We start from the raw sequence: 23,481 nt of genomic DNA, 5'->3' as shown, positions 1-23,481 counted from the left end.
GTTGTTATGAAAACTGCTAACGTTTTGATGGTTTGTTTAGGGAATATATGTAGATCTCCTCTTGCAGAAGGGATTTTAAAGTCCAAATCAAACGGATTGAATATTATGGTAGATTCAGCGGGAACCGGGGCTTATCATGTAGGTAATTTACCAGATGCTAGATCTATTTTGGTAGCAAAACAACATGGAATTGATATTACTGACCAAAGAGCTAGAAAATTAGAAGCATCGGATTTGGACGCTTTTGATTTTATTTATGCGATGGATGAATCTAATTATAGAAATATTTTGATGCTGGCAAAAAACGAAGCACAAAAAAGAAAAGTCTCTATGATTATGAACGAAGTGGTTGAGGGAAGTGATATTTCTGTACCTGATCCTTATTATGGAGGTGATCAAGGTTTTGAAAACGTGTATCAAATGTTAGATAGTGCTTGCGATGCTATTCTGGCCAAAATAAAACAATAAGATGAAAGGTAATTTGTATCTAATCCCAACTACATTAGGCGATAATGAGCCATTGGAAGTAATGCCTATTTCTGTAAAAGCTGTTGTAGAACAGTTGACACATTTTATTGTGGAAAATGAAAAATCGGCAAGAAGGTTTATTAAAAAAATTACTCCCCTTAAGTCGCAACCTAGTTTGCAGTTAAAGTTGATAGATAAGTATGTAAATCCTATTGAGGTAAATACATATTTAGATGCTTGTTTGGAAGGTGAATCCATTGGTTTGTTGTCCGAAGCTGGTGTTCCTGCGGTGGCAGATCCTGGTTCTGATGTGGTAAAACTAGCTCATGAGAAAGGAATTAGAGTAGTTCCTTTGGTAGGGCCTTCTTCTATTTTAATGGCTATGATGGCTTCTGGAATGAACGGGCAGAGTTTTGCTTTTAATGGTTATTTACCTATTGAAGCATCGCAAAGAAAAAAAGAAATCAAAAGACTAGAGCGTTTGTCTAAAGAACAAGGTCAGTCACAGATTTTTATAGAAACACCTTATCGTAATCATAAAATGTTGGATGACTTAAAAACTACGTTGTCTCCAAATACACGTTTGTGTATTGCTGCGGATATTACCATGCCTAAGGAATACATAAAAACATTTACCATTGCAGCGTGGAAATCACAAAGTCCAGAACTGCATAAAATCCCAGCTATTTTTATCATTCACGCATCGTAATAATTCAAAAAACATCATTTATAAGTATCTAAATTTATCGATGTATTCTCTGTTTGTTTAGCCAACGTTGGTAAGCTGCTGCGTTTCGGTTGTGTTGACTTAGGTTTTTGGCGAAATTGTGAGTTCCTAATTTTTGAGGACTCGCACAGAAATAATAATAAGGATGTTTTTCTGCATTCAATACGGCATCAATAGCATCTATATCTGGCATGGCAATGGCTGCTGAGGGAATTCCTAGTGAAAGATATGTGTTGTAAGGAGATTCGATTGATAAATCTTTCTTTAGTACTCTTTTGATGACAGTGTCTCTTCCGTATTTTTCTTTCAAAGCATATATAATTGTTGGGTCGGCTTGTAATGGCATTCCCACGCGTACTCTGTTCAGATAGACTCCTGCTACTTTAGATCTTTCTGCTTTGTGTGATGTCTCTTTATGAACAATAGAAGCAAGAGCAATGACTTCATTTTTGTCAAGGTTAAAGCGTTTCGCTTTGGCAATTCTGTCTGCATTCCAAAATCTATTGTAGGCATTTAAAAGTTTGGTTCGTAATTGGTTTGGGCTGATGGTCCAGTAGCATTCATAAGTATAAGGCATACACATATGTAGTACTGTTTTGTGAGTAAAGCCTTCTTGTTGTAAAAAATCAACATCAGTAAGACTGTTGAGAATACTTAACGAATCTGCTTCAATTTGTGTTGCTAGTCTTCCTGCTAAATCTTCAATATAGGTTTGATTGTTGAACGTAACTTTTATTGGGGTTTGTCTTCCGCTTCGTAACAATGTAACTACTTGGTTGGCATTCATTCCTTTTTTTAGAATGTATCTACCTGCTTTTACATGGGTGTATTTTTTTAAAGAAATTACAGTTTTCACGTGATCAATATCAAGACAGATACTGTCTAAATTCTGAACAACTTGAGCTATAGAATCAGTTGACTTTATGTAAATAGAAGTTTCTTTTTCTATTTGAACACTGTAGATGATTGTATAAAAGTAAAAGGCAACACCAAGAATCAACAAACTAAAGATTCCGAGACTGTAATATATTTTTTTCATGAAATGTTAGAAGGATAAATCAATTGATAAAAGGCAACATCTTTAAAGGCATGATTGTTATAAATCCAATTTTTTCTAGTACCAACATATTGGTAACCTAGTTTTTCAAACAAATGGATGCTCTGTTTGTTTTTCGTGTCAATATTGGCATAAACTTGCTGAAGGTTAAGGACTGAAAAAGCATAGTTTTGGGCAAGTTGAATAGCTTGCAATGCATATCCTTTTTGTTGGTGTTCTGGGGCTATTAAAATACCAATACCTGCTCTAAGGTGTTGTGGGTTGAAATCAAATAAATCAATCAAACCTACAAGAACTCCTTGGTTGTTTTCAATAGCAAGTCTCAACTGCTTGGCTTCGTAAATATCCAAATGAGCATTTTCTAAATATTGTTTTAAAAGAAAGCGAGAGTAGGGCGTTTGCGTATTGCTTACTTCCCATAAATTCTCGTTGTTTTCAATTTGATATAGAAAATTCAAGTCCTCTGGTTCTAAGGCACGCAATTGTATGTTTGTTCCTTTGAGTTTAAGCATTGTATGAAATTACACCTTGAAAAACAAAAGTAGCAGGTCCTTTTAAAAAGACATTTTTATATCCATTTTCTGTTGGTTCAAAAGAAACTTCTAAGTCACCACCTTCCACTTTTAATGGAATTTTGGTGTTCTGAGTTTGTTTTTGTTCAAACATAGCAATGGCTACGGCAGTAACTCCAGTTCCACAAGCCAATGTTTCATCCTCTACACCTCTTTCATAAGTCCTTACTCTAAAGGCATTATTAGGCAAAGCTTCTACAAAATTTACATTGGTTCCTTCCTTAAAATAAGGAGCACCATATCTAATAGTTTCTCCGTTGTCTTTTACATTGTACGTTTCTATGTTGTTAACCATTTGAACATGATGAGGAGATCCAGTGTTTAAAAAACAATGTGTGTCAAAAATGTTGATTGTATGTACATCAATCATTTGCAAATTGGTAACTCCATCTTCATAGGTTGCGTAATGCAAGCCGTCAACAGCATCAAAAGTTGTTTCTTTGTCAATAATTCCTAGTTTATTTGCAAAAGCAACCAAACATCTACCCCCATTTCCACACATGGTACTTTCGCTACCATCAGCATTGTAATAGACCATGGTAAAGTCGTGTTTGTCAGAAGGATTCAACAGCATCAATCCATCGGCACCAATACCAAATCTACGGTCGCATAAAAAATGTACCAGTTGAGTATTCTTAGTGGGAAAGCTTAAATTACGGTTGTCTATGATGACAAAATCATTTCCTGTTCCTTGGTATTTGTAAAAAGTAATTTCCATTATAATGTCAGATTGGTTCGCAAAAGTACAAAGAAAATATAGTAGAAAAATAGTGTTGTGTAGATTGAACAAAATTTTGTGTTTCGTTAAATAGAATTGTAATTTTAAAAATAAAACATGAGAAATTATATTGTACAGATTTTAGTAAATGCTATTGCCGTTTTTTTAATAGCAAAATTTTTGCCAGGAGCTGGAGTAGAAGGCTTTGTAACGGCTGTTTGGGTAGCGTTTTGGTTAAGTGTGTTAAATTTATTGGTAAAGCCTATTTTAGTGATATTAACACTACCTATTACCATTCTTACATTAGGGCTTTTCTTGTTGATCGTCAACGCAATCATTATTAGTATTGCAGATTCTTTGATTGGAGGTTTTTATGTGAATGGAATTTTTGTAGCGCTGATTTTTAGTTTGTTACTTTCTGTAGTTCAGTCCTTTTTACATTCTTTATTTGGCTTAAAGGAAGATTAGATACTTGTGTTTTAAATGTGTTGGCATAGTTTTTGAAAAATTGATATTAATTAAAAATATAAAGACATGAAACAGAATATTAAATTATTTGTAGTAGCCTTATTAGGAGGTTTTATTTCATTGACACTATATAGTCGTTTTTTTCAAAATGAAGTTAAAGTTGTAGCGTCTGATGAAAAACAACAATTGCCAGTTTTAACAGCAAATACACATACAAGTCTTGTGGCAGCTGAAAAATTGACAGATTTTACAACAGCGGCTGAAGCAACTTTAAACGCAGTAGTCCACGTTAAAAACACATCTGTAGGAGTGCAACAAGATCCTTTTGCAGAATTGTTTTATGGTCATGGTTATGGAAGTAGAAAGTATGAGAGAGTAGGAACAGGAAGTGGTGTGGTTATTTCACCAGACGGCTACATTGTAACAAACAACCATGTGATTGATGGGGCTAGTGAAATAGAAATTAGCTTGAACAGTCAGAAAAAATACAAGGCAGAGTTGATTGGTGCTGATAAAGATAATGATATTGCTTTGTTAAAAATTGATGCCGATGATTTGCATTACATCACATTTGGAGATTCTGATACCTCAAAAATTGGTGAATGGGTATTGGCGGTAGGTAATCCTTACAATTTAACTTCTACAGTTACCGCAGGAATTATTAGTGCTAAAGGAAGAGATTTGGAAGGGAATTCTAACATAGAATCTTTCATTCAGACAGATGCAGCTGTGAATCCAGGAAACAGTGGAGGTGCTTTGGTAAATACCCGTGGGGAGTTGATTGGAATTAACACGGCAATTTCTTCTCAAACAGGATCTTTTGTAGGGTATTCTTTTGCAGTTCCTTCTAACATAGCAAAACGTATTATTGAAGATTTGATGGAGAACGGTTCTGTAAAAAGAGCAGTTCTAGGTGTCACGACTCAAGCTAAATCAGATATTGATGGTGTGTATATTTCAGAAGTTTCTAAAAATACAGGAGCAGACAAAGCAGGTATGAAATCTGGTGATATTATTAAAAAAATCAACAATGTGAAAATTCATAAGTTTTCAGAATTGGTAGGGCAATTGGTTGCCAAAAGACCAGGAGATGAGGTTTTAGTTACTGTAGAAAGAGATGGAATTGAGAAGGTTTTGAATGTGAAATTGTCTGAAGTTAGTGCTTTTGTTTCAGAGGCTTTTGGAATTCAATTTGGTGAATTAAAAGTGAAAGAAAAACAAGATTTAAGAATTTCTGGAGGTATAAGAGTGAATAAAATCAACAACAAAGACTTGCAAAAGTTAGGAATTAAGCCAGGATATGTAGTCTTATCGATCAATAATTTTAAAATGAATAGTGTTGCTGATTTGGAAAGAGTGAAGCAATCTATCAAGAGTGAAGAACAGGTTAATAAGTTAGTAGTTATCAACCTTGAAGGGGAAAGAGAGACTTTTTCTAGAGGCTGGTAATAGGGCTTAAATAGAGTTTAAAAAACGACTTATATTTTATTTATGTTAAAATTTTTGAAGGAACTGAATGATGCTTGTTTTTTAAGTGGATATTCTCTAAATAAAATACTAAATTTGCAGGCTAGCACAATTATTAAAGAGCATAAGTAAAATATGAGTAGTTTTTTGGGTACAGGTGTTGCTTTGGTAACTCCTTTTGATCACGATGGAAATGTTGATGTACAAGCTTTAGAAAAGCTTGTAGAGTTTCAGATAGAAAATGCTGTAGAATATTTAGTTGTTCTTGGGACTACTGCTGAGTCTGCTACATTAACAAAAGAAGAAAAAGAATTGGTAAAACAAACCATAGTTAATGCAAATAAGGGAAGATTACCTGTTGTTTTGGGTATTGGGGGGAACAGTACTGCTGCGGTTATACAGGAAATAAAAGAAACAGATTTAAGCCCTTATCAAGCAATTTTGTCCGTTTCACCTTGTTATAATAAACCAAGTCAAGAAGGAATATACCAGCATTTTAAGGCCATTGCAGAAGCATGTCCAATAGATATTATTTTGTACAATGTACCAGGAAGAACAAGTTCTAATGTTTCTCCAAAAACGGTAGTAAGATTGTCAAAAATATCAAACATCGTAGGAATTAAAGAAGCAAAAGGGGATATGGATCAAGCTTTGAAATTGATCAAATCTTTACCTAGTGACTTCTTAGTAATTTCTGGTGACGATATGTTGGCATTGCCTATAACATTGGCAGGAGGATCTGGAGTAATTTCTGTTATTGGTCAAGCGTTTCCGTCAGAGTTCTCACACATGATTCGTTTAGGATTGTTGGAGGAGTCTAAAAAATCATTTAGAATGCATTATAAGATTCAAGACAGTATAGATTTGATTTTTTCGGAAGGAAACCCAGTAGGTGTAAAAGCCTTGCTTGAAATTTTAGGATTGTCATCTAGCACTGTAAGATTGCCATTGGTAGAAGCTACCTCAGGATTAAAAAATGAATTGAGACAATTTGTAGAAGCATTCTACGTTGCCTCATAAACAATAATTATGATAAAAATTTTTAAGTGTAGTTTGGTTTTTATGACCTTACTGTTGTTAAACTCTTGTGGAGAATACAATAAAGTACTAAACAAGGGAACAAATTCTGAGCGTTACATTTTAGCGAATAAAATGTACAAAGAAGGTTCTTTTGATAAAGCAATACGCTTGTACGAATTAATTTTACCATCATACGCTGCCAAGCCACAAAGCGAAGCAATTATTTTTCGTTTGGCAGAGTCAAATTACAAAACCAAAGATTATTTGACAGCAGTGTACTACTACGAAAAATTTATCAGAAGTTACCCTAAAAGCACTGAGATAGGAACCGCACAATTTTTGATTGCTGAAAACTATTATCAATTATCGCCAAAGTTTAGTGTTGATCAAAAAGACACAAGAAAAGCGATGGCAGCTTTTCAAAATTTTATAGATGAAAATCCAGATTCAGAAAGATTAGAAGAGGCTAACAAAAGAATGGAAGATCTTAGTTTTAAACTAGAAAAAAAATCTTTTGAAATAGCAAAACAGTATTATAAAATAGGAAATTATAAATCTGCTATTGTTGCTTTTGACAATGTAATTTTGGATTATTTAGGAACATCATTCAAAGAGGAAGCGATGTTTTACAAATTCAAATCAGCATATTTATTAGGAGTAAATAGTGTAGATTATAAAAAAGAAGAAAGGATTAAAGAAGCGATTAGAGTTTATAATAGATATAAAAAAGCTTTTCCTACATCAAAATATTTAAACGAAGCTGATGATTTGTTCGAGAAATTGGACAAATTCAATCAGGCAAAACCCGAACTAAACAGTTAAGAATTATGGATTATAAAAAAACAGAAGCTCCTTTGTCTACAATTACGTATGACAAATCTAAAGTAGAAGCACCAACTCAAAATATTTACGAAGCAATTGCTATTATAGCTCAAAGAGCTACACAAGTAGGAAGTGATTTGAAAAAAGAGTTGGTAGACAAATTGGATGAGTTTGCAACTTACAACGACAGTTTGGAAGAGGTTTTTGAAAACAAAGAACAAATAGAGGTATCTAAGTTTTACGAAAAATTACCTAAACCACATGCCATTGCAGCAGAAGAATGGTTAGAAGGAAAAGTTTACTACAGAAGAGCAACTACAGAACAAGAATAGTTATTCTATGAGTGTATTAAGTGGGAAGAAAGTTTTGTTGGGGGTTAGTGCAGGCATTGCAGCCTACAAAACAGCTCATTTAGTAAGGCAATTTATAAAAGCAGGTGCAGAAGTGCAAGTAGTACAAACACCTGCTTCTAAAGAATTTATCACTCCGCTGACACTTTCTACTTTGTCCAAAAATCCAGTACATTCTACTTTTTATCATGAAGAGGATGAAAATGCTGTGTGGAACAATCATGTAGATTTGGGTTTGTGGGCAGACATTATGTTGATAGCTCCTGCTACAGCAAATACCTTGGCGAAAATGACCAATGGTGTATGTGATAATTTATTGTTGGCTACCTATTTATCAGCCAAATGTCCAGTGTACTTTGCTCCAGCAATGGATTTGGATATGTACCAACATCCCTCTACAAAAACAAGTATTCAAAAATTAACAGAGTTTGGTCATATTTTTATTCCTGCAACTAGTGGAGAATTGGCTAGTGGATTGGTAGGAGAAGGAAGATTGGCTGAACCTGAAGATATTGTTGCTTTTATTGAAAAAGATAGTTTATCAAAGCTTCCGTTAAAAGGGAAAAAAGTTTTGATTACTGCTGGACCTACTTATGAAGCAATTGATCCTGTTCGTTTTATAGGGAATCATTCCTCTGGAAAAATGGGGTTTGAACTTGCTAAAGCAGCAGCCAATTTAGGAGCTGAGGTTATTTTAATTACGGGACCTTCTTACCAACAAATTTCACATTCTTTAGTAAAACGTATTGATGTGATTTCTGCGGATGATATGTACCATGCTTGTCATGATCATTACAAAACGGTTGATGTTGCGGTTTGTTCTGCGGCTGTTGCAGATTACAAACCCGCTCATGTTGCTGATCAGAAGATAAAGAAAAAAGATGCCAGTTTACAGATAGAACTAGTTCCAACAAAAGATATTTTAGCTTCATTAGGAGTTGAAAAAAAACATCAGTTATTGGTTGGTTTTGCATTAGAAACAGACAATGAAGAAGAAAATGCAAAAGGAAAAATTGAGAGAAAGAATTTAGATTTTATAGTCTTAAATTCTTTGAGAGATAAAGGTGCAGGTTTTGCAAAAGATACCAATAAAATTACTATTATTGATAAGGATTTTAGCATACAGAAGTTTGACACAAAATCAAAACCAGATGTTGCAAAAGACATTCTAACAGTCATAATTCAAAAACTACATGTTTAAGCAGTTTCTCTTAGGTTTGTTTCTTATCGTTTTTACAACTGTAAAAGCACAAGAATTGAATTGTAGTGTAACTGTAAATGCAGATAAAATAGCTGTATCTAACAACAGAATATTTCAAACATTGGAAAATTCTTTAACAGAATTTGTCAATCAAAAAAAATGGACAGATATAAAGTTTAAAGATCATGAGCGAATCAAATGTTCTTTTACACTGCTGTTAACGGAGCAAACAGGCACAAATTCTTACAAAGGAAGTATACAGATACAAGCATCGAGACCTGTTTTTAATTCTACTTATTACAGCCCTATTTTTAATTACAAAGACGATAGTTTTTCTTTTAATTATACAGAGTACCAACCATTAAATTACAACCCTAATGGTTTTGATTCTAATTTGGTTTCGGTGATTACTTATTACACTTATATGATTTTAGGTATTTACGTAGATAGCTTTGATTTAAAAGGGGGAGAACCTTATTTAAACACTGCACTTGCAATCGTAAATCAAGCACAACAATCTGGTTATATTGGGTGGGAAAATTCTAAAATAAACATTTCTCGTTTTACTTTGGTAGATCAATTGTTAGCGAGTGAAAATGAACTTTATAGAGAATTATTTTACAATTATCATTACGAATGCTTAGATGCTTTTGAACGCAATCAGAAAATAGCAGCAGGTAAAATTGTAAAAAAACTATTGATTTTGAAAGATATTTACGATGCCAATCCAAACAATATTGCCATCAGGTTGTTTACCGATGCCAAATCGGACGAGATTGTAAATATGTTTCGAAAAAATAGAAATATAGATACGGCAGAATTGGTTTCTGTCTTAAAAAGAGTTTCTCCTAACAACTCAAAAAAATGGAGACAAATTTATACCAACTAAAATTTAATACTTTTTTATGTTAGTTTCATTAACTGTTCAAAACTATGCTTTGATCAAGAGATTACAAGTAGATTTTTCTGAAGGATATTCTGTAATCACCGGTGAAACGGGAGCAGGAAAATCTATATTATTAGGTGCTTTAGGTTTGGTTTTGGGAAACAGAGCAGACTTAACTCATTTAAAAGATAAGACTGAAAAATGCGTTATTGAAGCAGAGTTTCAAATACAAGCTTATCAATTAGAAAGCATTTTTGAAGATTTAGAATTGGATTACGAAGCCAATACAATTGTAAGAAGAGAATTGTTGCCAAGCGGAAAAACAAGAGCTTTTATAAACGATACTCCTGTCAACTTAAAATCACTACAAGCTTTAAAAGAGTATTTGTTAGACATCCACTCTCAGCACAATACGATGGCTTTGTCAGACAAAAACTATCAATATTATATTGTAGATGCCTTGGCGGGAAATTTAGATTTGCTAAAAACGTACAAAAGCGCTTTGAAAAATTATAAGGCTGTTGTTAAAAAATTAGAAAATTTAAAAATAAGTCAAGAAGAGGCACAACAACAGTACGAATACAATTTGCATTTGTATCAAGAATTACAGAGTGCTAAATTGAAAGAATTGGATGAGATAGAAACATTAGAAGCAGAAATTGAAAAATTATCTCATGCAGAAGAAATTAAAATCAATTTGTTTGATAGTTTACAAGTTGCTAGTGAAGAAGAAATAGGAGTTCAATCACTTTTAGGAAGATTTCAATTATCATTATCAAAAATAGCTCCTTATGATGCGAGTTATGCGTCTTTGTCAGAACGAGCTAAAAGTTTAAAAATTGAATTGGATGATTTGGTTTTTGAGTTGGAAAAACAAGCTGAAAAAGTTGATATTGACCCAGATGAATTGGAAAGAATGAATCAGCGTTTGACTTTACTGTTTGATTTGCAAAAGAAACATTTTGTATCTTCTATAGAAGATTTGATAGTAGTAAGAGAAACATTGGCAGTAAAAGTTGGGCAAGTAGAAGATGCAGCAGATTTGCTAGTAGCAGCAGAAAAACAAGTTGATTTGTCTAAAAAACAAATTTCAGAATTTGCGAAAAAATTGTCTAGCAATAGAAAAAAAATTGTGAATCAATTGCAAGTGGAATTGGAGCAAATTTTAGCCGTTTTGGGAATGGAAAATGCACAGTTTAAAGTTGATATTACCACAGCAAAAGAGTTTACAGACTATGGAGTAGATGATGTTTCTTTCTTGTTATCATCTAACAAAGGCTCTGACTTTGGATTGTTGAAAAAAGTAGCATCTGGAGGAGAATTGTCTAGAATAATGTTGGGAATTAAAATGATTTTATCAAAGTTTGTACACCTTCCTACCATCTTATTTGATGAAATTGATACTGGAGTTTCTGGAGATATTGCAACTAAAATTGCAGACTTAATGCAAGCTATGGGGAAAAATATGCAAGTAATTACCATTACGCATTTGCCACAGGTAGCAGCAAAAGGGCACATTCATTATAAAGTTTACAAAGAGGTAGAAGGAGAAGAAACCGTAACGCATTTGACACAGCTTAGCACTGAAGAAAGAGTACATGAAATAGCAGAAATGTTAGGAGGAAAGGAAAAAACTCAATCTGCTTTAGAACACGCTCAGCAATTATTAAGTATTTAATTAGAATCCATTATATTTGCAGTCAGAATAACTACGAATAATACAAACGATACATATGTACAATTTATTAAAAGGAAAAAAGGGAATTATTTTTGGAGCTTTAGATTCAAATTCTATTGCTTGGAAGGTTGCAGAAACTGCTCACGCAAATGGAGCTGAGTTCGTTTTAACAAACGCACCTATTGCTATGCGTATGGGAGAAATTAATGAGTTGGCAGAAAAAACTGGTTCTCAAATTGTTCCTGCAGATGTTACTAAAATGGAAGACATCGAAAATTTAATTGAAAAATCACTTGAAATTTTAGGTGGTAAAATTGATTTTGTATTGCACTCTATTGGAATGTCTGTAAACGTGCGTAAAAAAATTCACTACACAGAAAATAACTACGATTTTACTCACAAAGGTTTTGATATTTCTGCGTTGTCTTTTCACAAAGTAATGCAAGTATTGTATAAGAAAAATGCCATGGCAGAATGGGGGTCTATTGTAGCGTTGACTTATATGGCTGCTCAAAGAGTTTTTCCTGATTACAATGATATGGCAGATAACAAAGCTTATTTAGAGTCTGTTGCTCGTTCTTTTGGATATTTCTTTGGTAAAGATCACAAGGTACGTGTAAATACAATTTCTCAATCTCCTACTGCAACTACTGCTGGTAACGGGGTAAAAGGATTCTCTGGGTTTATCAACTATGCAGAAAAAATGTCTCCACTAGGAAATGCTTCTGCTCAAGATTGTGCAGATTATACGATTACATTGTTTTCTGATTTGACTAAAAAAGTAACTTTACAAAACTTATTTCATGATGGTGGATTCTCTAATATGGGAGTTTCTAACGAAATTATGGAGGCTTTTGAAGATCAAGAATAGTCTGAATTTTATAAAAATAAAAACTCCAATAAATTTTAATTTATTGGAGTTTTTTTATGAGTTGTAAGGGGATTGAACTTTAATTCTTTTTCATATCAATCAATATAGAAAAAGTTTTGTTAATGTCTATTTCTTTCACCACAATAGTAATTTCGTGGGTGGTAGAAATAATTTCTTGTACAGGAATGTCTGCCCAAGCTAATTGCTTTAAAATAAAATAATAAATACCAGACTGTTCTGAATTGGCTTTCGGTAATTTAATGGTGATAGAAGCCAAATCTTCTGAATTAGACAATATTTGTTCAGATTTAAAAATCTCAGCAACTTTGTTGTGAAGTTTTTTACTGGTGATAATTGTTGTCTCAAAAATACCTTGAGATATCGTAAAGAAATAATCTTTGTCCTCTCCAAATTCATTGATCAAATCACCAATGCATTTCAACAATGTAGGAGTATTCTTGTAGGTGAAATTCCCCAAGTCTGAACGTACAATAAAATCACCCAAAGTAAGGGTTATCTTTTTGATGTTTTTTCGAATTTTTAAGATACTTGAAGGAGAAAGTCTGTTGATAGCCATCATGATAGCTCCAGATTTTACTTCTTTGTTTAGATCCTTTTCTACATCTGGTTGTATGACTCTTGCCAATGAAGAGACATTGATTAATTTGTCATTTAAAGCTTCTTCCAAAAAAGGCGTTTTTCGGATAATTCCCTCAACCGATTCCTGTATGGTTTTCATACGTGTTCAAATTTTAACAATTCGTAATAAGATGTAAAGATATTATTATTTTCTTGTACAGATGATACAATTATAGAACCTTTGCATCTTTTTATCTGGATTTTTCAGAATAAATTAAAAAAACAGAAACTAGAAACTAAATTATTTATGAAAGTATTAAAATTTGGAGGAACTTCCGTAGGAAGCCCTTCGAGTATAAAAGAAGTAGCTAACATTGTTAGAAATGTAGAGGGACAGAAAACTGTTGTTTTGTCTGCTATGTCAGGTACTACAAATTCATTACACGAAATTTCGGATCACATTATCAATTACCGAGAAGAAGAAGCAAATGACTTGATTGATCAAATGATTGGTAAGTATGTAGATGTTGTTGATGAATTGTTGACAGAAAAAACGAATCAGAATGAAGCAATTGCTTTGATTTCTGATCGATTTGAATTTATAAGAGAACATGTTGGAATTGAAATTCCATCTACTCAAATAGAGAAAAACATTGTAGCACAAGGAGAAATTTTGTCTACCAATTTATTTCATTTTCATTTGAAAGAAATAGGAGCAAGTGCAACTTTGGTTTCTGCTTTTGATTTTATGGCTATTGATGATGCTAACGAGCCTGTAATTTCTAAAATAACAGAAGCGTATGGTAAAATTGTAGCAGCAAATGAAGGAATTGAAATCTTTGTTACTCAAGGTTACATCTGTTTGAGCCATACAGGAAAAATAGACAACTTAAAAAGGGGAGGATCTGACTATTCCGCATCTTTGATAGGGGCAGCAATTTTAGCTGAGGAGATTCAGATTTGGACAGATATTGATGGAATGCATAATAACGATCCTCGTTTTGTAGAAAACACTTTTTCATTAAAAGAACTTTCTTTTGACGAAGCTGCTGAGTTGGCTTATTTTGGAGCTAAAATATTGCACCCACAATCTGTAATTCCTGCACGTAAAGCAAATGTACCAGTATTGTTAAAAAATACGTTTGAACCAAAAGCACCAGGTACAATTATTAAAAACTGCGAAGTACCAAATGGAGTAAGAGCAATTGCTGCTAAAGACGGAATTACAGCGATAAAAATAAAGTCGTTCAGAATGCTGATGGCTTATGGGTTTTTGAAAGGTATTTTTGAAGTTTTTGAGAAATACAAAACCTCTATTGATATGGTTACCACTTCAGAGGTTGCGGTATCTGTAACAATTGATGACACTACTTATTTGAATGAAATTATAGAAGAACTACAAGAAATAGGATCTGTAGATGTAGATACAGATTTGAGTATTGTTTGTTTGGCTGGAGATTTTTCGGAACAAAAGACAGGACTTAGCACACCTATTTTTAATAGTTTGTCTAACATTCCTATTCGTATGATTTCTTACGGAGGATCAAATTACAATGTGTCCTTGGTGATAAGTACCGTAAATAAAAAAGAAGCATTGGTTGCCTTAAACAACGGTGTTTTTTAGTAGATAATTATTGATAAATTAAGAGTTTTATATTTAAAAAAAGTTTATTTTTGCAGGTATATAACTCACGAAAAAGATTTAATATAAAATGGATATTTCTCAATTCTCAGGATTTTTAGCATTCTTATTTGTATTTACAACTGGTTTTTGGTTGTTAATTTTCTTATTAACTTTTGTAGTACCTTATTGGATTACAGGAACTATCATTGAAAATATTCAATTGAAAGCTGCTGCTAAAAAAGGAAAATTGTAAGAAATAAGTTTTTACACACATAAGAAAAGCCATAAGTACTTATTGTATTTATGGCTTTTTTGTTGACTGCTATTTTTAGCAACAAAAAAAGGAAGGGAGCAATACTATTTTGCTCCCTTCCTTTTTTAAATATTATAAACCAAGTAAAATCAATCGTTGTCACTTAAATTGATGTCCTCATAGGCATTCATTCCGTGTTCAAAAATATCCAAACCTTGTTTTTCTTCTTTTTCACTAACTCTTAAACCAACCGTTTTTTTAATGGCAAAAAGAATTATAAAAGAAGTAATCAAACAAGTGATTCCTACCACTATAATCCCAAAGGCTTGTGTACCTAATTGAGTAAAAGATCCTGTGTTAAAAACTCCTTTATCACCCCAAATTCCAACAGCAAGGGTTCCAAAAACACCACAAATTAAATGTACTCCAATAGCTCCAACAGGATCATCCATTTTCAATCGATCAACAATTCCAACTGCAAAAACAATAATGACACCCGCTATAAAACCAATAATGATAGCATCTAGAGGAGACATTAGATCTGCTCCTGCAGTAATTCCTACCAAACCAGCCAAAGCACCGTTAAAAGCCATGGTAATGTCATATGTTTTAAATTTTAAGTACGACGTTATAAAAGCTGCTAAAATACCAGCAGCAGCTGCTAAAGAAGTTGTAACTAAAACCAAAGAAACAGTAGCGGGATCTGCAGATAATACTGAACCTCCGTTAAAGCCAAACCACCCAAACCACAATAAGAAGACTCCTAATGCTGCTAATGGAATGTTGTGTCCCACAATAGGTTTTATACTTCCATCTGCTAAATATTTACCCAAACGAGGTCCTAACAGAATAACGGCAACTACGGCAGCCCATCCACCTACAGAATGTACAAAAGTTGATCCAGCAAAATCATAGAATCCCATTTTGCTAAGAAATCCGCCTCCCCATCCCCAAGAACCGATAATAGGGTAGATGACTCCTACATAAAAAACTGAAAAGATTAAAAAAGCATTTAGTTTGATTCTTTCAGCAACAGCTCCAGAAACAATGGTTGCTGCGGTTGCTGCAAACATTCCTTGAAACAAAAAGTCTGTCCAATAAGTAAAACTACCATTGTAATCAACTGTAAGACCATTTTCTGGTAAAGTCAATCCAAATCCAGAAAAGCTAAATATTCCAATACTAGATTCTTCAAAACCTGGGTACATTAAGTTGAAACCACTAATGGTATAAGTCAGCAAACCGATAGCCACAATCATAAAGTTTTTAAACAATATATTGATGGCATTTTTTGATCTGGCCAGTCCCACCTCTAAAGCAGAAAATCCTAGGTGCATAATAAATACCAATGCAATTGATATCATTATCCATAAGTTGTTAATTGTAAAGTTTATTGTTGTAGTATCCATAGTTTATCTTAAAGTTGCTTCTCCTTTTTCACCGGTTCTAATTCTGTAAGTTTCTTTTACATCATAAACAAATATTTTACCGTCACCAACATCACCAGTTGCACCTGATTTTAGAATAGTTTCGATGGTTATTTGTTCAAAATCATCATTTACAATAATAGACAAGTAACGTCTTTGGATATCGGCAGTACTAAAAGAAATTCCTCGATATACTTTACCAATTCGTTCATTACCTAGTGCGGTAACATCCCAATAAGAAAAAAAATTCACCCCTACATCATGGAGCGCTTTTTTGACATCAGAAAATTTAGATTTCCTAATGATTGCTTCAATTTTCTTCATTTAAGTTTGTTTTATATTCGCTAACAAATATAATACTATGTTTTTAAAAAATATTAAAGCAAAAAAATACGTAATACTCTAAGAGTACTACGTATTTTTATCAAAAAAGTAATTCTACGTATTTAAACGTATTACCTTAAAGTTGCTTCTCCTTTTTCACCGGTTCTAATTCTGTAAGTTTCGTTTACATCATAGACAAATATTTTTCCATCACCAACTTCACCAGTTGCTGCAGATTTTAAAATAGTTTCGATAGTGATTTGTTCAAAGTCATCATTTACGATAACGGATAAATACCTTCTTTGGATGTCGGCAGTACTAAAAGAAATACCTCTATAAACCTTTCCTACTTTTTCATTACCTAGTGCGGTAACATCCCAGTAAGAGAAGAAATTTACACCTACATCATGCAACGCAGCCTTAACATCGCTAAATTTTGACTTTCTAATAATTGCTTCTATTTTTTTCATCCTGTGTGTAATTTTTAATGTAATAAATTTACTAAAATTTTAGGTATAAAAACAGCCTAATTCCATAATAGAATTAGGCTGTTTTATAATATAAACTTAGAACAAATAATTATTCGTTGTAAACTCCAATTCCGTGTTCAGCTTTGTCTAATCCTTCGATTTCTTCTTTTTCAGAAACTCTCAATCCGATAGTAACTTTTAAGATAGTAAATACGATGAATGCTAATACTAAAGCCCATACCATGTAAGATACAGCACCAATTGTTTGAGTTAAGATATCAGCATCAGGAGAGAATACACCTAATAAGATAGTTCCTAAAGTACCACATACTCCGTGTACAGAAACTGCTCCAACTGGATCATCAATTTTTAATGTTTCGTCAATAAAAGTAATAGAGATTACTACAACAACACCAGCAATCATACCCATAATAGCAGCAGCACCAGGCTCAACATTTCCACATCCAGCAGTAATACAAACCAATCCAGCTAATGCTCCGTTTAATGTCATAGAGATATCTGGCTGTCCGTAACGTAACCAAGTGTAGAACAATGCAGCAGCAGCACCAGCAGCGGCAGCTAAGTTTGTGTTAATCAACACCAATCCAACAGCATCAACATCTTCTTCAGATCCAAAAGCTAATTGAGAACCTCCGTTAAATCCAAACCATCCTAACCATAAGATCATTACACCTAATGCACCAATCAATAAGTTGTGTCCTGGAATTGCTTGAGAAACTCCATCTTTGTATTTTCCAATTCTTGGTCCAACTAAGATAGCACCAATTAAAGCAGACCATCCACCAACAGCGTGTACAATAGAAGATCCTGCAAAATCAATGAATCCCATTTGAGCTAACCATCCATCACCATTCCATTGCCAGCTACCTGCGATTGGATAGATAATAATTGTCATGATAAAAGAGAAAATGATATAAGTAGAAAATTTTGTTCTACCTGCAACAGCTCCAGAAACGATAGTTGCAGCAGTTGCAGCAAATACAGTTTGGAAAAATAATTCAAAGTTTTTAGTACCTGCCAATCCGAACAATTCAGGAGTACCAATAAAACCTGAGATTGAAGATCCGTACATTACAGAGTATCCAATTGCCCAGAATCCTAAAGATCCTACAATTAAATCCATAATGTTTTTCATGATAATGTTACCAGCGTTCTTAGAACGAGTAAATCCTGTTTCTACTAGGGTAAAACCTGCTTGCATAAAAAATACCAAGATTCCTGATATAATTATCCACAAAGCTCCCATAATTGCACTTGTATCCATATAATTAAAATTTTAAATAGTTTGTAGTTTTAGTTTTATTTTAAAGTTTCTGCTCCTTTTTCTCCAGTACGGATACGGTACGTTTCTTTTACTTCTGAAACAAAGATTTTTCCATCTCCAACTTCGCCAGTACCAGCTGTTTTTAATAAAGTGTCAACAGTAATTTGTTCAAAGTCATCGTTTACAATGATTGACAATTGACGTCTTTGGATATCGTTAGTGCTGAAAGATACCCCACGGTATACTTTTCCTACCTTTTCGTTCCCTAACCCTGTTACATCCCAGTAAGAGAAGAAGTTTACACCTACCTCGTGCAAAGCTTCCTTAACCTCAGAAAACTTAGATTTTCTGATGATTGCTTCGATTTTTTTCATAATTGAAAGTTTAAATTAAGTTGAAATTATTTTTGTTATCTGGCAAGGCTCGCACCTTACCAGATGATTTGTTTTAAACTTTTCTAAGATTAGAAAGAGTATACAGCAGCAACTAAGATAGAAGACATTGATTTTTCATCAACACCATCTTTTGCAAATGAAGCTTCAGAAGCAGAATCCATTCTAATTTCAGGAATCAAAGTTAAGCTATCGTCTAATTTGATGTTTCCAGTCAATGTTAAAGCAAAGATATCTCCCTCCATGTCAGTAGCATCTTCATTGATTGCACCAAATCCGTTTTCTTCGTAGAAGTATTCAGGACGTAATCCTAAAGAGAAAGTATCAGATACAGCATATTGTAAGTACAAAGCAGCACCATAGTAAGTTGGGTCATCTTCACCAGCATCAGTAGTGTTGTAAGAAGCGTTGATTCCTACGTAGAAAGCGTCAGATAAATCAAATCCTCCAGTATAGTCAATTTGAAATTGATCACCAGCTCCACTGTTACCATAAATTAAGTTCAAGTATTGACCTTTGAAACCAATTTGTCCACCTAATACTACGTTTCCAGTAATGTTATAATCAGTGTTGTCAGTTCCGTTCATAGCAGCTAACATGAAAGATAAATCTTCAGTTGCAGCATAGTCTAATTTAATTCCTGTATGAGAAAAAGGTCCGTAAGAAAATAAGTAAGATGTAGAATAGTTAAAGTTAGCAGCAGGAGAAATAACTTCGTACCCTAAGAAAGTGTTAAAGTTACCTAATGTAAGAGTTGTACTTTCAGTAACATTGTAGTAAACATACAATTGGTTCACAATAGGAGTACTTCCAACTGTAGATCCAAAAACCGCATCGTTACCTCTAGGTCCAAATACTAAATCAGCAACAACTCCAGACTTAGCTCCATCATAAGAAGCAATTAAGTTTGCCATACCTAAAGCAAAACCTGATTGGTTTGCAAAAGATGAAGTAGGTGTAACCCCGTGGTCTGCATTTAAATTTGTCTTAGCATAAACATCTACTGTTCCTGAAATGTTTAATTTTGACTCTTGTGCAAAAGTTAACATTCCAGTTAACATGATTGCTGATAAAATAATTTTTTTCATGATAAAGTTTTTTATGTTTTTAAGTTTTATCTGAGACAAAGCTACGTATTAATACGTATTGTCCAAGAAAAAACCACCTGTTTTTTCGCAGTTTATTACGTATTCCCTTGGTTTACTTATTAAGTAGCCTTAAAAAAAAGTTAAATTTTCCTTGTTTTTTAATACTGTTGTATATACATTTGTTGTAGTAACAATATTTAAAACTGTCAAAAAAATGAATGATCTTAATAGTAGAGCTGTAATAAATCTAATGATAGGAGGAAATTTTATGGCAGAAAACATGAATGCTTTTTTTAAAATATATGATCTGACAGTGCAACAGTATAATATTTTACGAATTTTAAGAGGACAAGATGGTTTGGCTATAAATTTGTTTGAATTGCAAAAGCATATGATTCATAAAATGAGCAACACCACAAGGCTGGTAGATAAATTAAAAATTAAAGGACTGTTGGAACGTAAGGTGTGTGAAGAAAACAGACGTAAGATAGAGATATTTATTACTGACAAAGGATTGGGGTTGTTAGCAGGAATTGATCAATATCTAATAGATTATGAAAAAAAATTAACAAAATCGTTTACCAAAGAAGAGCTTATTCAATTGAATACATTATTAGAGAAAATAAAATAACAATTAAAATTAAAATCAATTAAAATGAAAACAACAAAAATCAAATCAGGAATTTTAGCAGTATTGGCAGTGTTAACACTATCTTTTAGTGCAGATGCAGCAAACAAAAAACCTATAAACACAGAGAAAAGTACCATTGCTTGGGTAGGTAAAAAAGTAACAGGTCAGCATAACGGAACAATCAACTTTAAAAGTGGATCTGTAGATTTAAAAGCAGGAAAGTTAGTAGGTGGATCTTTTGTGGTTGATATGACAACAATTACCGTCAAAGATTTAGAAGGAGATTACAAAGGAAAATTAGAAGGACATTTAAATTCTGACGACTTTTTTGGAGTTACAAAACACCCAGAAGCTACATTTGTAATTACAAGTGTTGAAGGAAACAGTGTAAAAGGAGATTTGACAATTAAAGGGCATACAGAAAAGAAAGCATTTACATTGACTAAAAAAGGAAACACTATTTCTGGAGATATTAAAATAGACAGAACTAAGTTTGATATTCGTTACGGATCAAAATCTTTTTTTGACAACTTAAAAGACAAAGCAATTGATGATGAATTTGAATTGTCTGTAAACATTGTATTCTAAGTAAGTTTCTAATTTTTAAAACTACAAACCCGATAACAGACGTTATCGGGTTTGTTTTTTAGAATCTTTTGGTTGTGATATCCTAAAGACAGCTATATTTATTAAATTCGCAAAAGAAAAAAGCATACAGATGTCTAGATTTGAATTAAAATTACCGAAAATGGGTGAAAGTGTTGCTGAGGCAACTATTACATCATGGTTAAAAGAAGTTGGAGATTCTATAGAGTTGGATGAATCTGTGGTAGAAATTGCAACAGACAAAGTAGATTCTGACGTACCTTCTGAAGTTGAAGGAGTTTTGATAGAGAAAAAATTTCATGAAGGAGAGGTTGTAAAAGTAGGTCAAGTAATTGCTGTTATTGAAATAGAAGGAGAATTAGCAGAAGTTCCTCACAATTCATCTATACAAGATGAGGTTTCAGTTGATGATGAAGAATTGATAACACAAGTAACGTCTGAAGTAGATGAGGTAATTCAACAAAATACGAACACTCAAAAAACAGTCATTACTAATTCTGATGATAAATTTTATTCTCCATTGGTGAAAAATATTGCAGCTACAGAGGGAATTTCTCAATCGGAATTGGATGCAATTCCTGGTTCTGGTTTGGAAGGAAGAGTTACCAAAGAAGATATTTTAGCTTATGTAGAAAATAGAAGTAAAAACATAGCAAACGAAGCTAAAAATTCTACAAAATCAGCAAAAAAAGAATCTAAAAGACCTGTTCCTGTTGCAAAAGAAGAAGTTTCAGTATTAGAAGTTCAGCAAGGAGATGAGTTGATTACTTTGTCTAGAATGGGGAAATTGATCTCAGATCATATGGTACATTCCAAACGTAAAGCTGCTCATGTGCAATCTTTTATAGAGGTAGATGTAACCAATTTAGTAAAATGGAGGAGTAAAGTAAAAGATGCTTTTTTGAAAAGAGAAAATCAAAAATTGACTTACACACCAATTTTTATGATGGCAGTAGCGCAGGCTATTAAAAAATATCCGTTGGTAAATATTATGTTTGATGGAGAAGATAAAATAGTAGTGAAAAAATCCATCAATTTAGGGATGGCTTCTGCTTTGCCTGATGGAAATTTAATTGTACCCGTAATTAAGAATGCAGAACATTTAAATTTGGTTGGAATGACCAAGTCTGTAAATGATTTGGCTTTGCGCTCTAAAAACAACCAATTAAAACCAGAAGATGTAAAAGGAGGTACGTATACAGTAACTAATATTGGAGGATTTGGGTCTATTTTTGGAACACCAATCATCAATCAGCCAGAAAGTGCTATTTTGGCTTTGGGAGCTATTAGAAAAGTGCCTGCTGTTATTGAGACTCCTGATGGAGATTTTATTGGGATTCGACAAAAAATGTACATTTCACATTCTTACGATCATAGAGTTATCAATGGTGCTTTGGGTGGAATGTTCATTAAAGAAATTAAAGATATTTTAGAAGCTTGGGATGAAAACAAAGAGTTTTAAAAAAATGTTTTTATCGGTGTAACTAAATTAGGATACATATAAAAATAAAAAAGAGAGTTCAACATGCGATGAACTCTCTTTTTTTGTACTGTAGACATATTAAAAGTATAGATGAATCTTATAAAATATAGACAAACTAAAAAAGAGACCTTCTGATACGTGTATCAAATGATCTCTTTTTAACTAATATATAATTTTGTGAAATTAACTATTCTACTTCTGTTTCAGAACTCCAAAACTCTCTTTGTTTGTTTAGTTTTCTTTCTTGCTCTGCGTATTCTTCAATAGAGATTACTTTTAAGAAAGAAGGATGTTGTTCTATAGCGTATTCAATTTTTTTCAAAATATCGTTTACATCTTCGGTTTCGTAATCAATTTGTAAAGGTTGTTTGATCACCATAGATTGAAGAATCCCACGTTTTTTAATCAACAATCCTTTTTTGTCAAAAGATCTTCTAAAACCATCAATTACAATGGGAACAACAATAGGTTGGTAAGTTTTAATCAAATGTGCAGTTCCTCTTCTTACAGGATTGAAAGGTTTTGTAGTTCCTTGCGGAAAGGTAATTACCCAACCATCATCCAATGCTTTTTTTATGTTGGTAATGTCAGACATTTTTACTTGTCTGTTTACATCTTTTCCTGCAGCTCTCCAAGTACGTTCTATAGAAATAGAGCCTACATAGGCAAAAATTTTAGGCAATAAACCTGCTTTCATAGTTTCTAAAGCAGCAATATAATATAAGTTTAATTTGGGATGTAGTAAGTATGTCCATCTTTTTAGCGTGTTGTCTCTACCATTAAGCGTTGCGAAAAACACGTGGTACATTGCTGCTACATCAGCAAAATAAGTCTGGTGATTAGAAATAAACAAAACATTCTTATCTGGAAGTTCTTTTAGAATTTCAGAACCTTCAATTTGTAACTTATTGAAACCATTATATCTACGGTAAGAAATAATACCAAAAACACTGATGATGATTCTTTTTAAAAAAAGGAATTGCCCAAAAGGGTTCTTTTTAAATAGGCTCATTT

At 33.0% G+C, this 23,481-nt stretch carries 27 protein-coding genes; 16 read left to right on the top strand and 11 right to left on the bottom strand.

The window, feature by feature from the left end; translation table 11 throughout:
• Positions 1–6 precede the first annotated feature (6 nt).
• A complete protein-coding gene (locus Q4548_RS03695; protein WP_303451683.1) occupies positions 7–468 on the top strand; it encodes a low molecular weight protein-tyrosine-phosphatase in 462 nt (153 codons plus the stop codon).
• Between the two features lies 1 nt (position 469).
• Positions 470–1,177 (top strand): SAM-dependent methyltransferase, encoded by a 708-nt coding sequence (locus Q4548_RS03690; RefSeq protein ID WP_303451681.1) that lies wholly within the window; start codon positions 470–472, stop codon positions 1,175–1,177.
• A 34-nt stretch (positions 1,178–1,211) separates the two neighbouring features.
• Here the strand turns inward: Q4548_RS03690 and mltG are convergent, their stop codons facing one another.
• The 3 genes from mltG to dapF are packed head-to-tail and all read right to left on the bottom strand — an operon-like array spanning position 1,212 to position 3,542.
• Positions 1,212–2,234, bottom strand: coding sequence for an endolytic transglycosylase MltG (gene mltG, locus Q4548_RS03685; RefSeq protein ID WP_303451679.1), 1,023 nt, complete (start codon positions 2,232–2,234; stop codon positions 1,212–1,214).
• Positions 2,231–2,764, bottom strand: coding sequence for a GNAT family N-acetyltransferase (locus Q4548_RS03680; RefSeq protein WP_303451677.1), 534 nt, complete (start codon positions 2,762–2,764; stop codon positions 2,231–2,233). The genes mltG and Q4548_RS03680 overlap by 4 nt, the downstream gene beginning before the upstream one ends.
• Positions 2,757–3,542, bottom strand: coding sequence for a diaminopimelate epimerase (gene dapF / locus Q4548_RS03675; protein ID WP_303451675.1), 786 nt, complete (start codon positions 3,540–3,542; stop codon positions 2,757–2,759). Before dapF ends, Q4548_RS03680 begins: the two co-directional genes overlap by 8 nt.
• A 117-nt stretch (positions 3,543–3,659) precedes the next feature.
• Here dapF and Q4548_RS03670 point away from each other — a divergent pair, with 117 nt between their 5' ends.
• From Q4548_RS03670 to Q4548_RS03630, 9 genes are all read left to right on the top strand, one after another.
• The gene (locus Q4548_RS03670) at positions 3,660–4,010 is read left to right on the top strand and encodes a phage holin family protein (RefSeq protein WP_303451673.1); all 351 of its coding nucleotides are present in this window, start codon (positions 3,660–3,662) and stop codon (positions 4,008–4,010) included.
• Positions 4,011–4,076: 66 nt separating this feature from the next.
• On the top strand, positions 4,077–5,459 hold the full coding sequence (locus Q4548_RS03665; protein ID WP_303451671.1) for a trypsin-like peptidase domain-containing protein: 1,383 nt from the start codon (positions 4,077–4,079) through the stop codon (positions 5,457–5,459).
• 153 nt (positions 5,460–5,612) lie between these two features.
• Entirely contained in the window at positions 5,613–6,497 is an 885-nt protein-coding gene (gene dapA, locus Q4548_RS03660) for a 4-hydroxy-tetrahydrodipicolinate synthase (RefSeq protein WP_303451669.1), read from the top strand.
• Between the two features lie 9 nt (positions 6,498–6,506).
• The gene (locus Q4548_RS03655) at positions 6,507–7,319 is read left to right on the top strand and encodes an outer membrane protein assembly factor BamD (protein WP_303451667.1); all 813 of its coding nucleotides are present in this window, start codon (positions 6,507–6,509) and stop codon (positions 7,317–7,319) included.
• 5 nt (positions 7,320–7,324) lie between these two features.
• On the top strand, positions 7,325–7,651 hold the full coding sequence (locus Q4548_RS03650; RefSeq protein ID WP_303451665.1) for a DNA-directed RNA polymerase subunit omega: 327 nt from the start codon (positions 7,325–7,327) through the stop codon (positions 7,649–7,651).
• A 7-nt stretch (positions 7,652–7,658) separates the two neighbouring features.
• Positions 7,659–8,870 (top strand): bifunctional phosphopantothenoylcysteine decarboxylase/phosphopantothenate--cysteine ligase CoaBC, encoded by a 1,212-nt coding sequence (gene coaBC / locus Q4548_RS03645; RefSeq protein WP_303451663.1) that lies wholly within the window; start codon positions 7,659–7,661, stop codon positions 8,868–8,870.
• The gene (locus Q4548_RS03640) at positions 8,863–9,759 is read left to right on the top strand and encodes a DUF4835 family protein (RefSeq protein WP_303451661.1); all 897 of its coding nucleotides are present in this window, start codon (positions 8,863–8,865) and stop codon (positions 9,757–9,759) included. Before coaBC ends, Q4548_RS03640 begins: the two co-directional genes overlap by 8 nt.
• 16 nt (positions 9,760–9,775) lie before the next feature.
• On the top strand, positions 9,776–11,434 hold the full coding sequence (gene recN, locus Q4548_RS03635) for a DNA repair protein RecN (protein ID WP_303451659.1): 1,659 nt from the start codon (positions 9,776–9,778) through the stop codon (positions 11,432–11,434).
• Positions 11,435–11,489: 55 nt separating this feature from the next.
• Complete coding sequence (locus Q4548_RS03630; protein ID WP_303451656.1) at positions 11,490–12,305, top strand: enoyl-ACP reductase; 816 nt, start codon at positions 11,490–11,492, stop codon at positions 12,303–12,305.
• A 79-nt stretch (positions 12,306–12,384) separates the two neighbouring features.
• Here the strand turns inward: Q4548_RS03630 and Q4548_RS03625 are convergent, their stop codons facing one another.
• On the bottom strand, positions 12,385–13,044 hold the full coding sequence (locus Q4548_RS03625) for a hypothetical protein (RefSeq protein ID WP_303451654.1): 660 nt from the start codon (positions 13,042–13,044) through the stop codon (positions 12,385–12,387).
• Between the two features lie 147 nt (positions 13,045–13,191).
• Between Q4548_RS03625 and Q4548_RS03620 the strand changes: the two genes are divergently transcribed.
• Entirely contained in the window at positions 13,192–14,508 is a 1,317-nt protein-coding gene (locus Q4548_RS03620) for an aspartate kinase (protein ID WP_303451652.1), read from the top strand.
• 88 nt (positions 14,509–14,596) lie between these two features.
• Complete coding sequence (locus Q4548_RS03615) at positions 14,597–14,761, top strand: hypothetical protein (RefSeq protein WP_303451650.1); 165 nt, start codon at positions 14,597–14,599, stop codon at positions 14,759–14,761.
• Positions 14,762–14,910: 149 nt separating this feature from the next.
• Here the strand turns inward: Q4548_RS03615 and Q4548_RS03610 are convergent, their stop codons facing one another.
• From Q4548_RS03610 to Q4548_RS03585, 6 genes are all read right to left on the bottom strand, one after another.
• Positions 14,911–16,170: an ammonium transporter gene (locus Q4548_RS03610; RefSeq protein WP_303451648.1), complete on the bottom strand. Its 1,260-nt coding sequence runs from the start codon at positions 16,168–16,170 to the stop codon at positions 14,911–14,913.
• 3 nt (positions 16,171–16,173) lie between these two features.
• Positions 16,174–16,512, bottom strand: a complete 339-nt coding sequence (locus tag Q4548_RS03605) for a P-II family nitrogen regulator (RefSeq protein WP_303451646.1) — start codon at positions 16,510–16,512, stop codon at positions 16,174–16,176.
• Positions 16,513–16,643: 131 nt separating this feature from the next.
• Positions 16,644–16,982 carry a P-II family nitrogen regulator gene (locus tag Q4548_RS03600; RefSeq protein WP_303451644.1) on the bottom strand — a complete coding sequence of 113 codons (339 nt, stop codon included), beginning with the start codon at positions 16,980–16,982 and terminating at the stop codon, positions 16,644–16,646.
• A 109-nt stretch (positions 16,983–17,091) separates the two neighbouring features.
• Complete coding sequence (locus Q4548_RS03595) at positions 17,092–18,267, bottom strand: ammonium transporter (protein WP_303451642.1); 1,176 nt, start codon at positions 18,265–18,267, stop codon at positions 17,092–17,094.
• A 35-nt stretch (positions 18,268–18,302) separates the two neighbouring features.
• Positions 18,303–18,641, bottom strand: coding sequence for a P-II family nitrogen regulator (locus Q4548_RS03590; RefSeq protein WP_303451640.1), 339 nt, complete (start codon positions 18,639–18,641; stop codon positions 18,303–18,305).
• Positions 18,642–18,730: 89 nt separating this feature from the next.
• Positions 18,731–19,747: an outer membrane beta-barrel protein gene (locus Q4548_RS03585; RefSeq protein ID WP_303451638.1), complete on the bottom strand. Its 1,017-nt coding sequence runs from the start codon at positions 19,745–19,747 to the stop codon at positions 18,731–18,733.
• Positions 19,748–19,961: 214 nt separating this feature from the next.
• Here Q4548_RS03585 and Q4548_RS03580 point away from each other — a divergent pair, with 214 nt between their 5' ends.
• From Q4548_RS03580 to Q4548_RS03570, 3 genes are all read left to right on the top strand, one after another.
• Positions 19,962–20,378 (top strand): MarR family winged helix-turn-helix transcriptional regulator, encoded by a 417-nt coding sequence (locus Q4548_RS03580; RefSeq protein ID WP_303451636.1) that lies wholly within the window; start codon positions 19,962–19,964, stop codon positions 20,376–20,378.
• A 24-nt stretch (positions 20,379–20,402) separates the two neighbouring features.
• The gene (locus Q4548_RS03575) at positions 20,403–20,966 is read left to right on the top strand and encodes a YceI family protein (protein WP_303451634.1); all 564 of its coding nucleotides are present in this window, start codon (positions 20,403–20,405) and stop codon (positions 20,964–20,966) included.
• A gap of 130 nt (positions 20,967–21,096) precedes the next feature.
• Positions 21,097–22,446 carry a dihydrolipoamide acetyltransferase family protein gene (locus tag Q4548_RS03570; protein ID WP_303451633.1) on the top strand — a complete coding sequence of 450 codons (1,350 nt, stop codon included), beginning with the start codon at positions 21,097–21,099 and terminating at the stop codon, positions 22,444–22,446.
• Positions 22,447–22,654: 208 nt separating this feature from the next.
• Here the strand turns inward: Q4548_RS03570 and Q4548_RS03565 are convergent, their stop codons facing one another.
• On the bottom strand, positions 22,655–23,479 hold the full coding sequence (locus tag Q4548_RS03565; RefSeq protein WP_303451631.1) for a 1-acyl-sn-glycerol-3-phosphate acyltransferase: 825 nt from the start codon (positions 23,477–23,479) through the stop codon (positions 22,655–22,657).
• Positions 23,480–23,481 lie beyond the last annotated feature (2 nt).

Source organism: Wenyingzhuangia sp. 2_MG-2023 (genome assembly GCF_030548295.1).
Lineage (GTDB): Bacteria > Bacteroidota > Bacteroidia > Flavobacteriales > Flavobacteriaceae > Wenyingzhuangia.
This window is presented reverse-complemented; position numbering and strand designations above follow the sequence as displayed.

Bases quoted from the DNA above. Each gene is read 5' to 3' on its own strand.
- Q4548_RS03695 (WP_303451683.1), top strand. From the start codon at position 7: ATGAAAACTGCTAACGTTTTGATGGTTTGTTTAGGGAATATATGTAGA.
- Q4548_RS03690 (WP_303451681.1), top strand. From the start codon at position 470: ATGAAAGGTAATTTGTATCTAATCCCAACTACATTAGGCGATAATGAG.
- mltG (WP_303451679.1), bottom strand. From the start codon at position 2,234: ATGAAAAAAATATATTACAGTCTCGGAATCTTTAGTTTGTTGATTCTT.
- Q4548_RS03680 (WP_303451677.1), bottom strand. From the start codon at position 2,764: ATGCTTAAACTCAAAGGAACAAACATACAATTGCGTGCCTTAGAACCA.
- dapF (WP_303451675.1), bottom strand. From the start codon at position 3,542: ATGGAAATTACTTTTTACAAATACCAAGGAACAGGAAATGATTTTGTC.
- Q4548_RS03670 (WP_303451673.1), top strand. From the start codon at position 3,660: ATGAGAAATTATATTGTACAGATTTTAGTAAATGCTATTGCCGTTTTT.
- Q4548_RS03665 (WP_303451671.1), top strand. From the start codon at position 4,077: ATGAAACAGAATATTAAATTATTTGTAGTAGCCTTATTAGGAGGTTTT.
- dapA (WP_303451669.1), top strand. From the start codon at position 5,613: ATGAGTAGTTTTTTGGGTACAGGTGTTGCTTTGGTAACTCCTTTTGAT.
- Q4548_RS03655 (WP_303451667.1), top strand. From the start codon at position 6,507: ATGATAAAAATTTTTAAGTGTAGTTTGGTTTTTATGACCTTACTGTTG.
- Q4548_RS03650 (WP_303451665.1), top strand. From the start codon at position 7,325: ATGGATTATAAAAAAACAGAAGCTCCTTTGTCTACAATTACGTATGAC.
- coaBC (WP_303451663.1), top strand. From the start codon at position 7,659: ATGAGTGTATTAAGTGGGAAGAAAGTTTTGTTGGGGGTTAGTGCAGGC.
- Q4548_RS03640 (WP_303451661.1), top strand. From the start codon at position 8,863: ATGTTTAAGCAGTTTCTCTTAGGTTTGTTTCTTATCGTTTTTACAACT.
- recN (WP_303451659.1), top strand. From the start codon at position 9,776: ATGTTAGTTTCATTAACTGTTCAAAACTATGCTTTGATCAAGAGATTA.
- Q4548_RS03630 (WP_303451656.1), top strand. From the start codon at position 11,490: ATGTACAATTTATTAAAAGGAAAAAAGGGAATTATTTTTGGAGCTTTA.
- Q4548_RS03625 (WP_303451654.1), bottom strand. From the start codon at position 13,044: ATGAAAACCATACAGGAATCGGTTGAGGGAATTATCCGAAAAACGCCT.
- Q4548_RS03620 (WP_303451652.1), top strand. From the start codon at position 13,192: ATGAAAGTATTAAAATTTGGAGGAACTTCCGTAGGAAGCCCTTCGAGT.
- Q4548_RS03615 (WP_303451650.1), top strand. From the start codon at position 14,597: ATGGATATTTCTCAATTCTCAGGATTTTTAGCATTCTTATTTGTATTT.
- Q4548_RS03610 (WP_303451648.1), bottom strand. From the start codon at position 16,170: ATGGATACTACAACAATAAACTTTACAATTAACAACTTATGGATAATG.
- Q4548_RS03605 (WP_303451646.1), bottom strand. From the start codon at position 16,512: ATGAAGAAAATTGAAGCAATCATTAGGAAATCTAAATTTTCTGATGTC.
- Q4548_RS03600 (WP_303451644.1), bottom strand. From the start codon at position 16,982: ATGAAAAAAATAGAAGCAATTATTAGAAAGTCAAAATTTAGCGATGTT.
- Q4548_RS03595 (WP_303451642.1), bottom strand. From the start codon at position 18,267: ATGGATACAAGTGCAATTATGGGAGCTTTGTGGATAATTATATCAGGA.
- Q4548_RS03590 (WP_303451640.1), bottom strand. From the start codon at position 18,641: ATGAAAAAAATCGAAGCAATCATCAGAAAATCTAAGTTTTCTGAGGTT.
- Q4548_RS03585 (WP_303451638.1), bottom strand. From the start codon at position 19,747: ATGAAAAAAATTATTTTATCAGCAATCATGTTAACTGGAATGTTAACT.
- Q4548_RS03580 (WP_303451636.1), top strand. From the start codon at position 19,962: ATGAATGATCTTAATAGTAGAGCTGTAATAAATCTAATGATAGGAGGA.
- Q4548_RS03575 (WP_303451634.1), top strand. From the start codon at position 20,403: ATGAAAACAACAAAAATCAAATCAGGAATTTTAGCAGTATTGGCAGTG.
- Q4548_RS03570 (WP_303451633.1), top strand. From the start codon at position 21,097: ATGTCTAGATTTGAATTAAAATTACCGAAAATGGGTGAAAGTGTTGCT.
- Q4548_RS03565 (WP_303451631.1), bottom strand. From the start codon at position 23,479: ATGAGCCTATTTAAAAAGAACCCTTTTGGGCAATTCCTTTTTTTAAAA.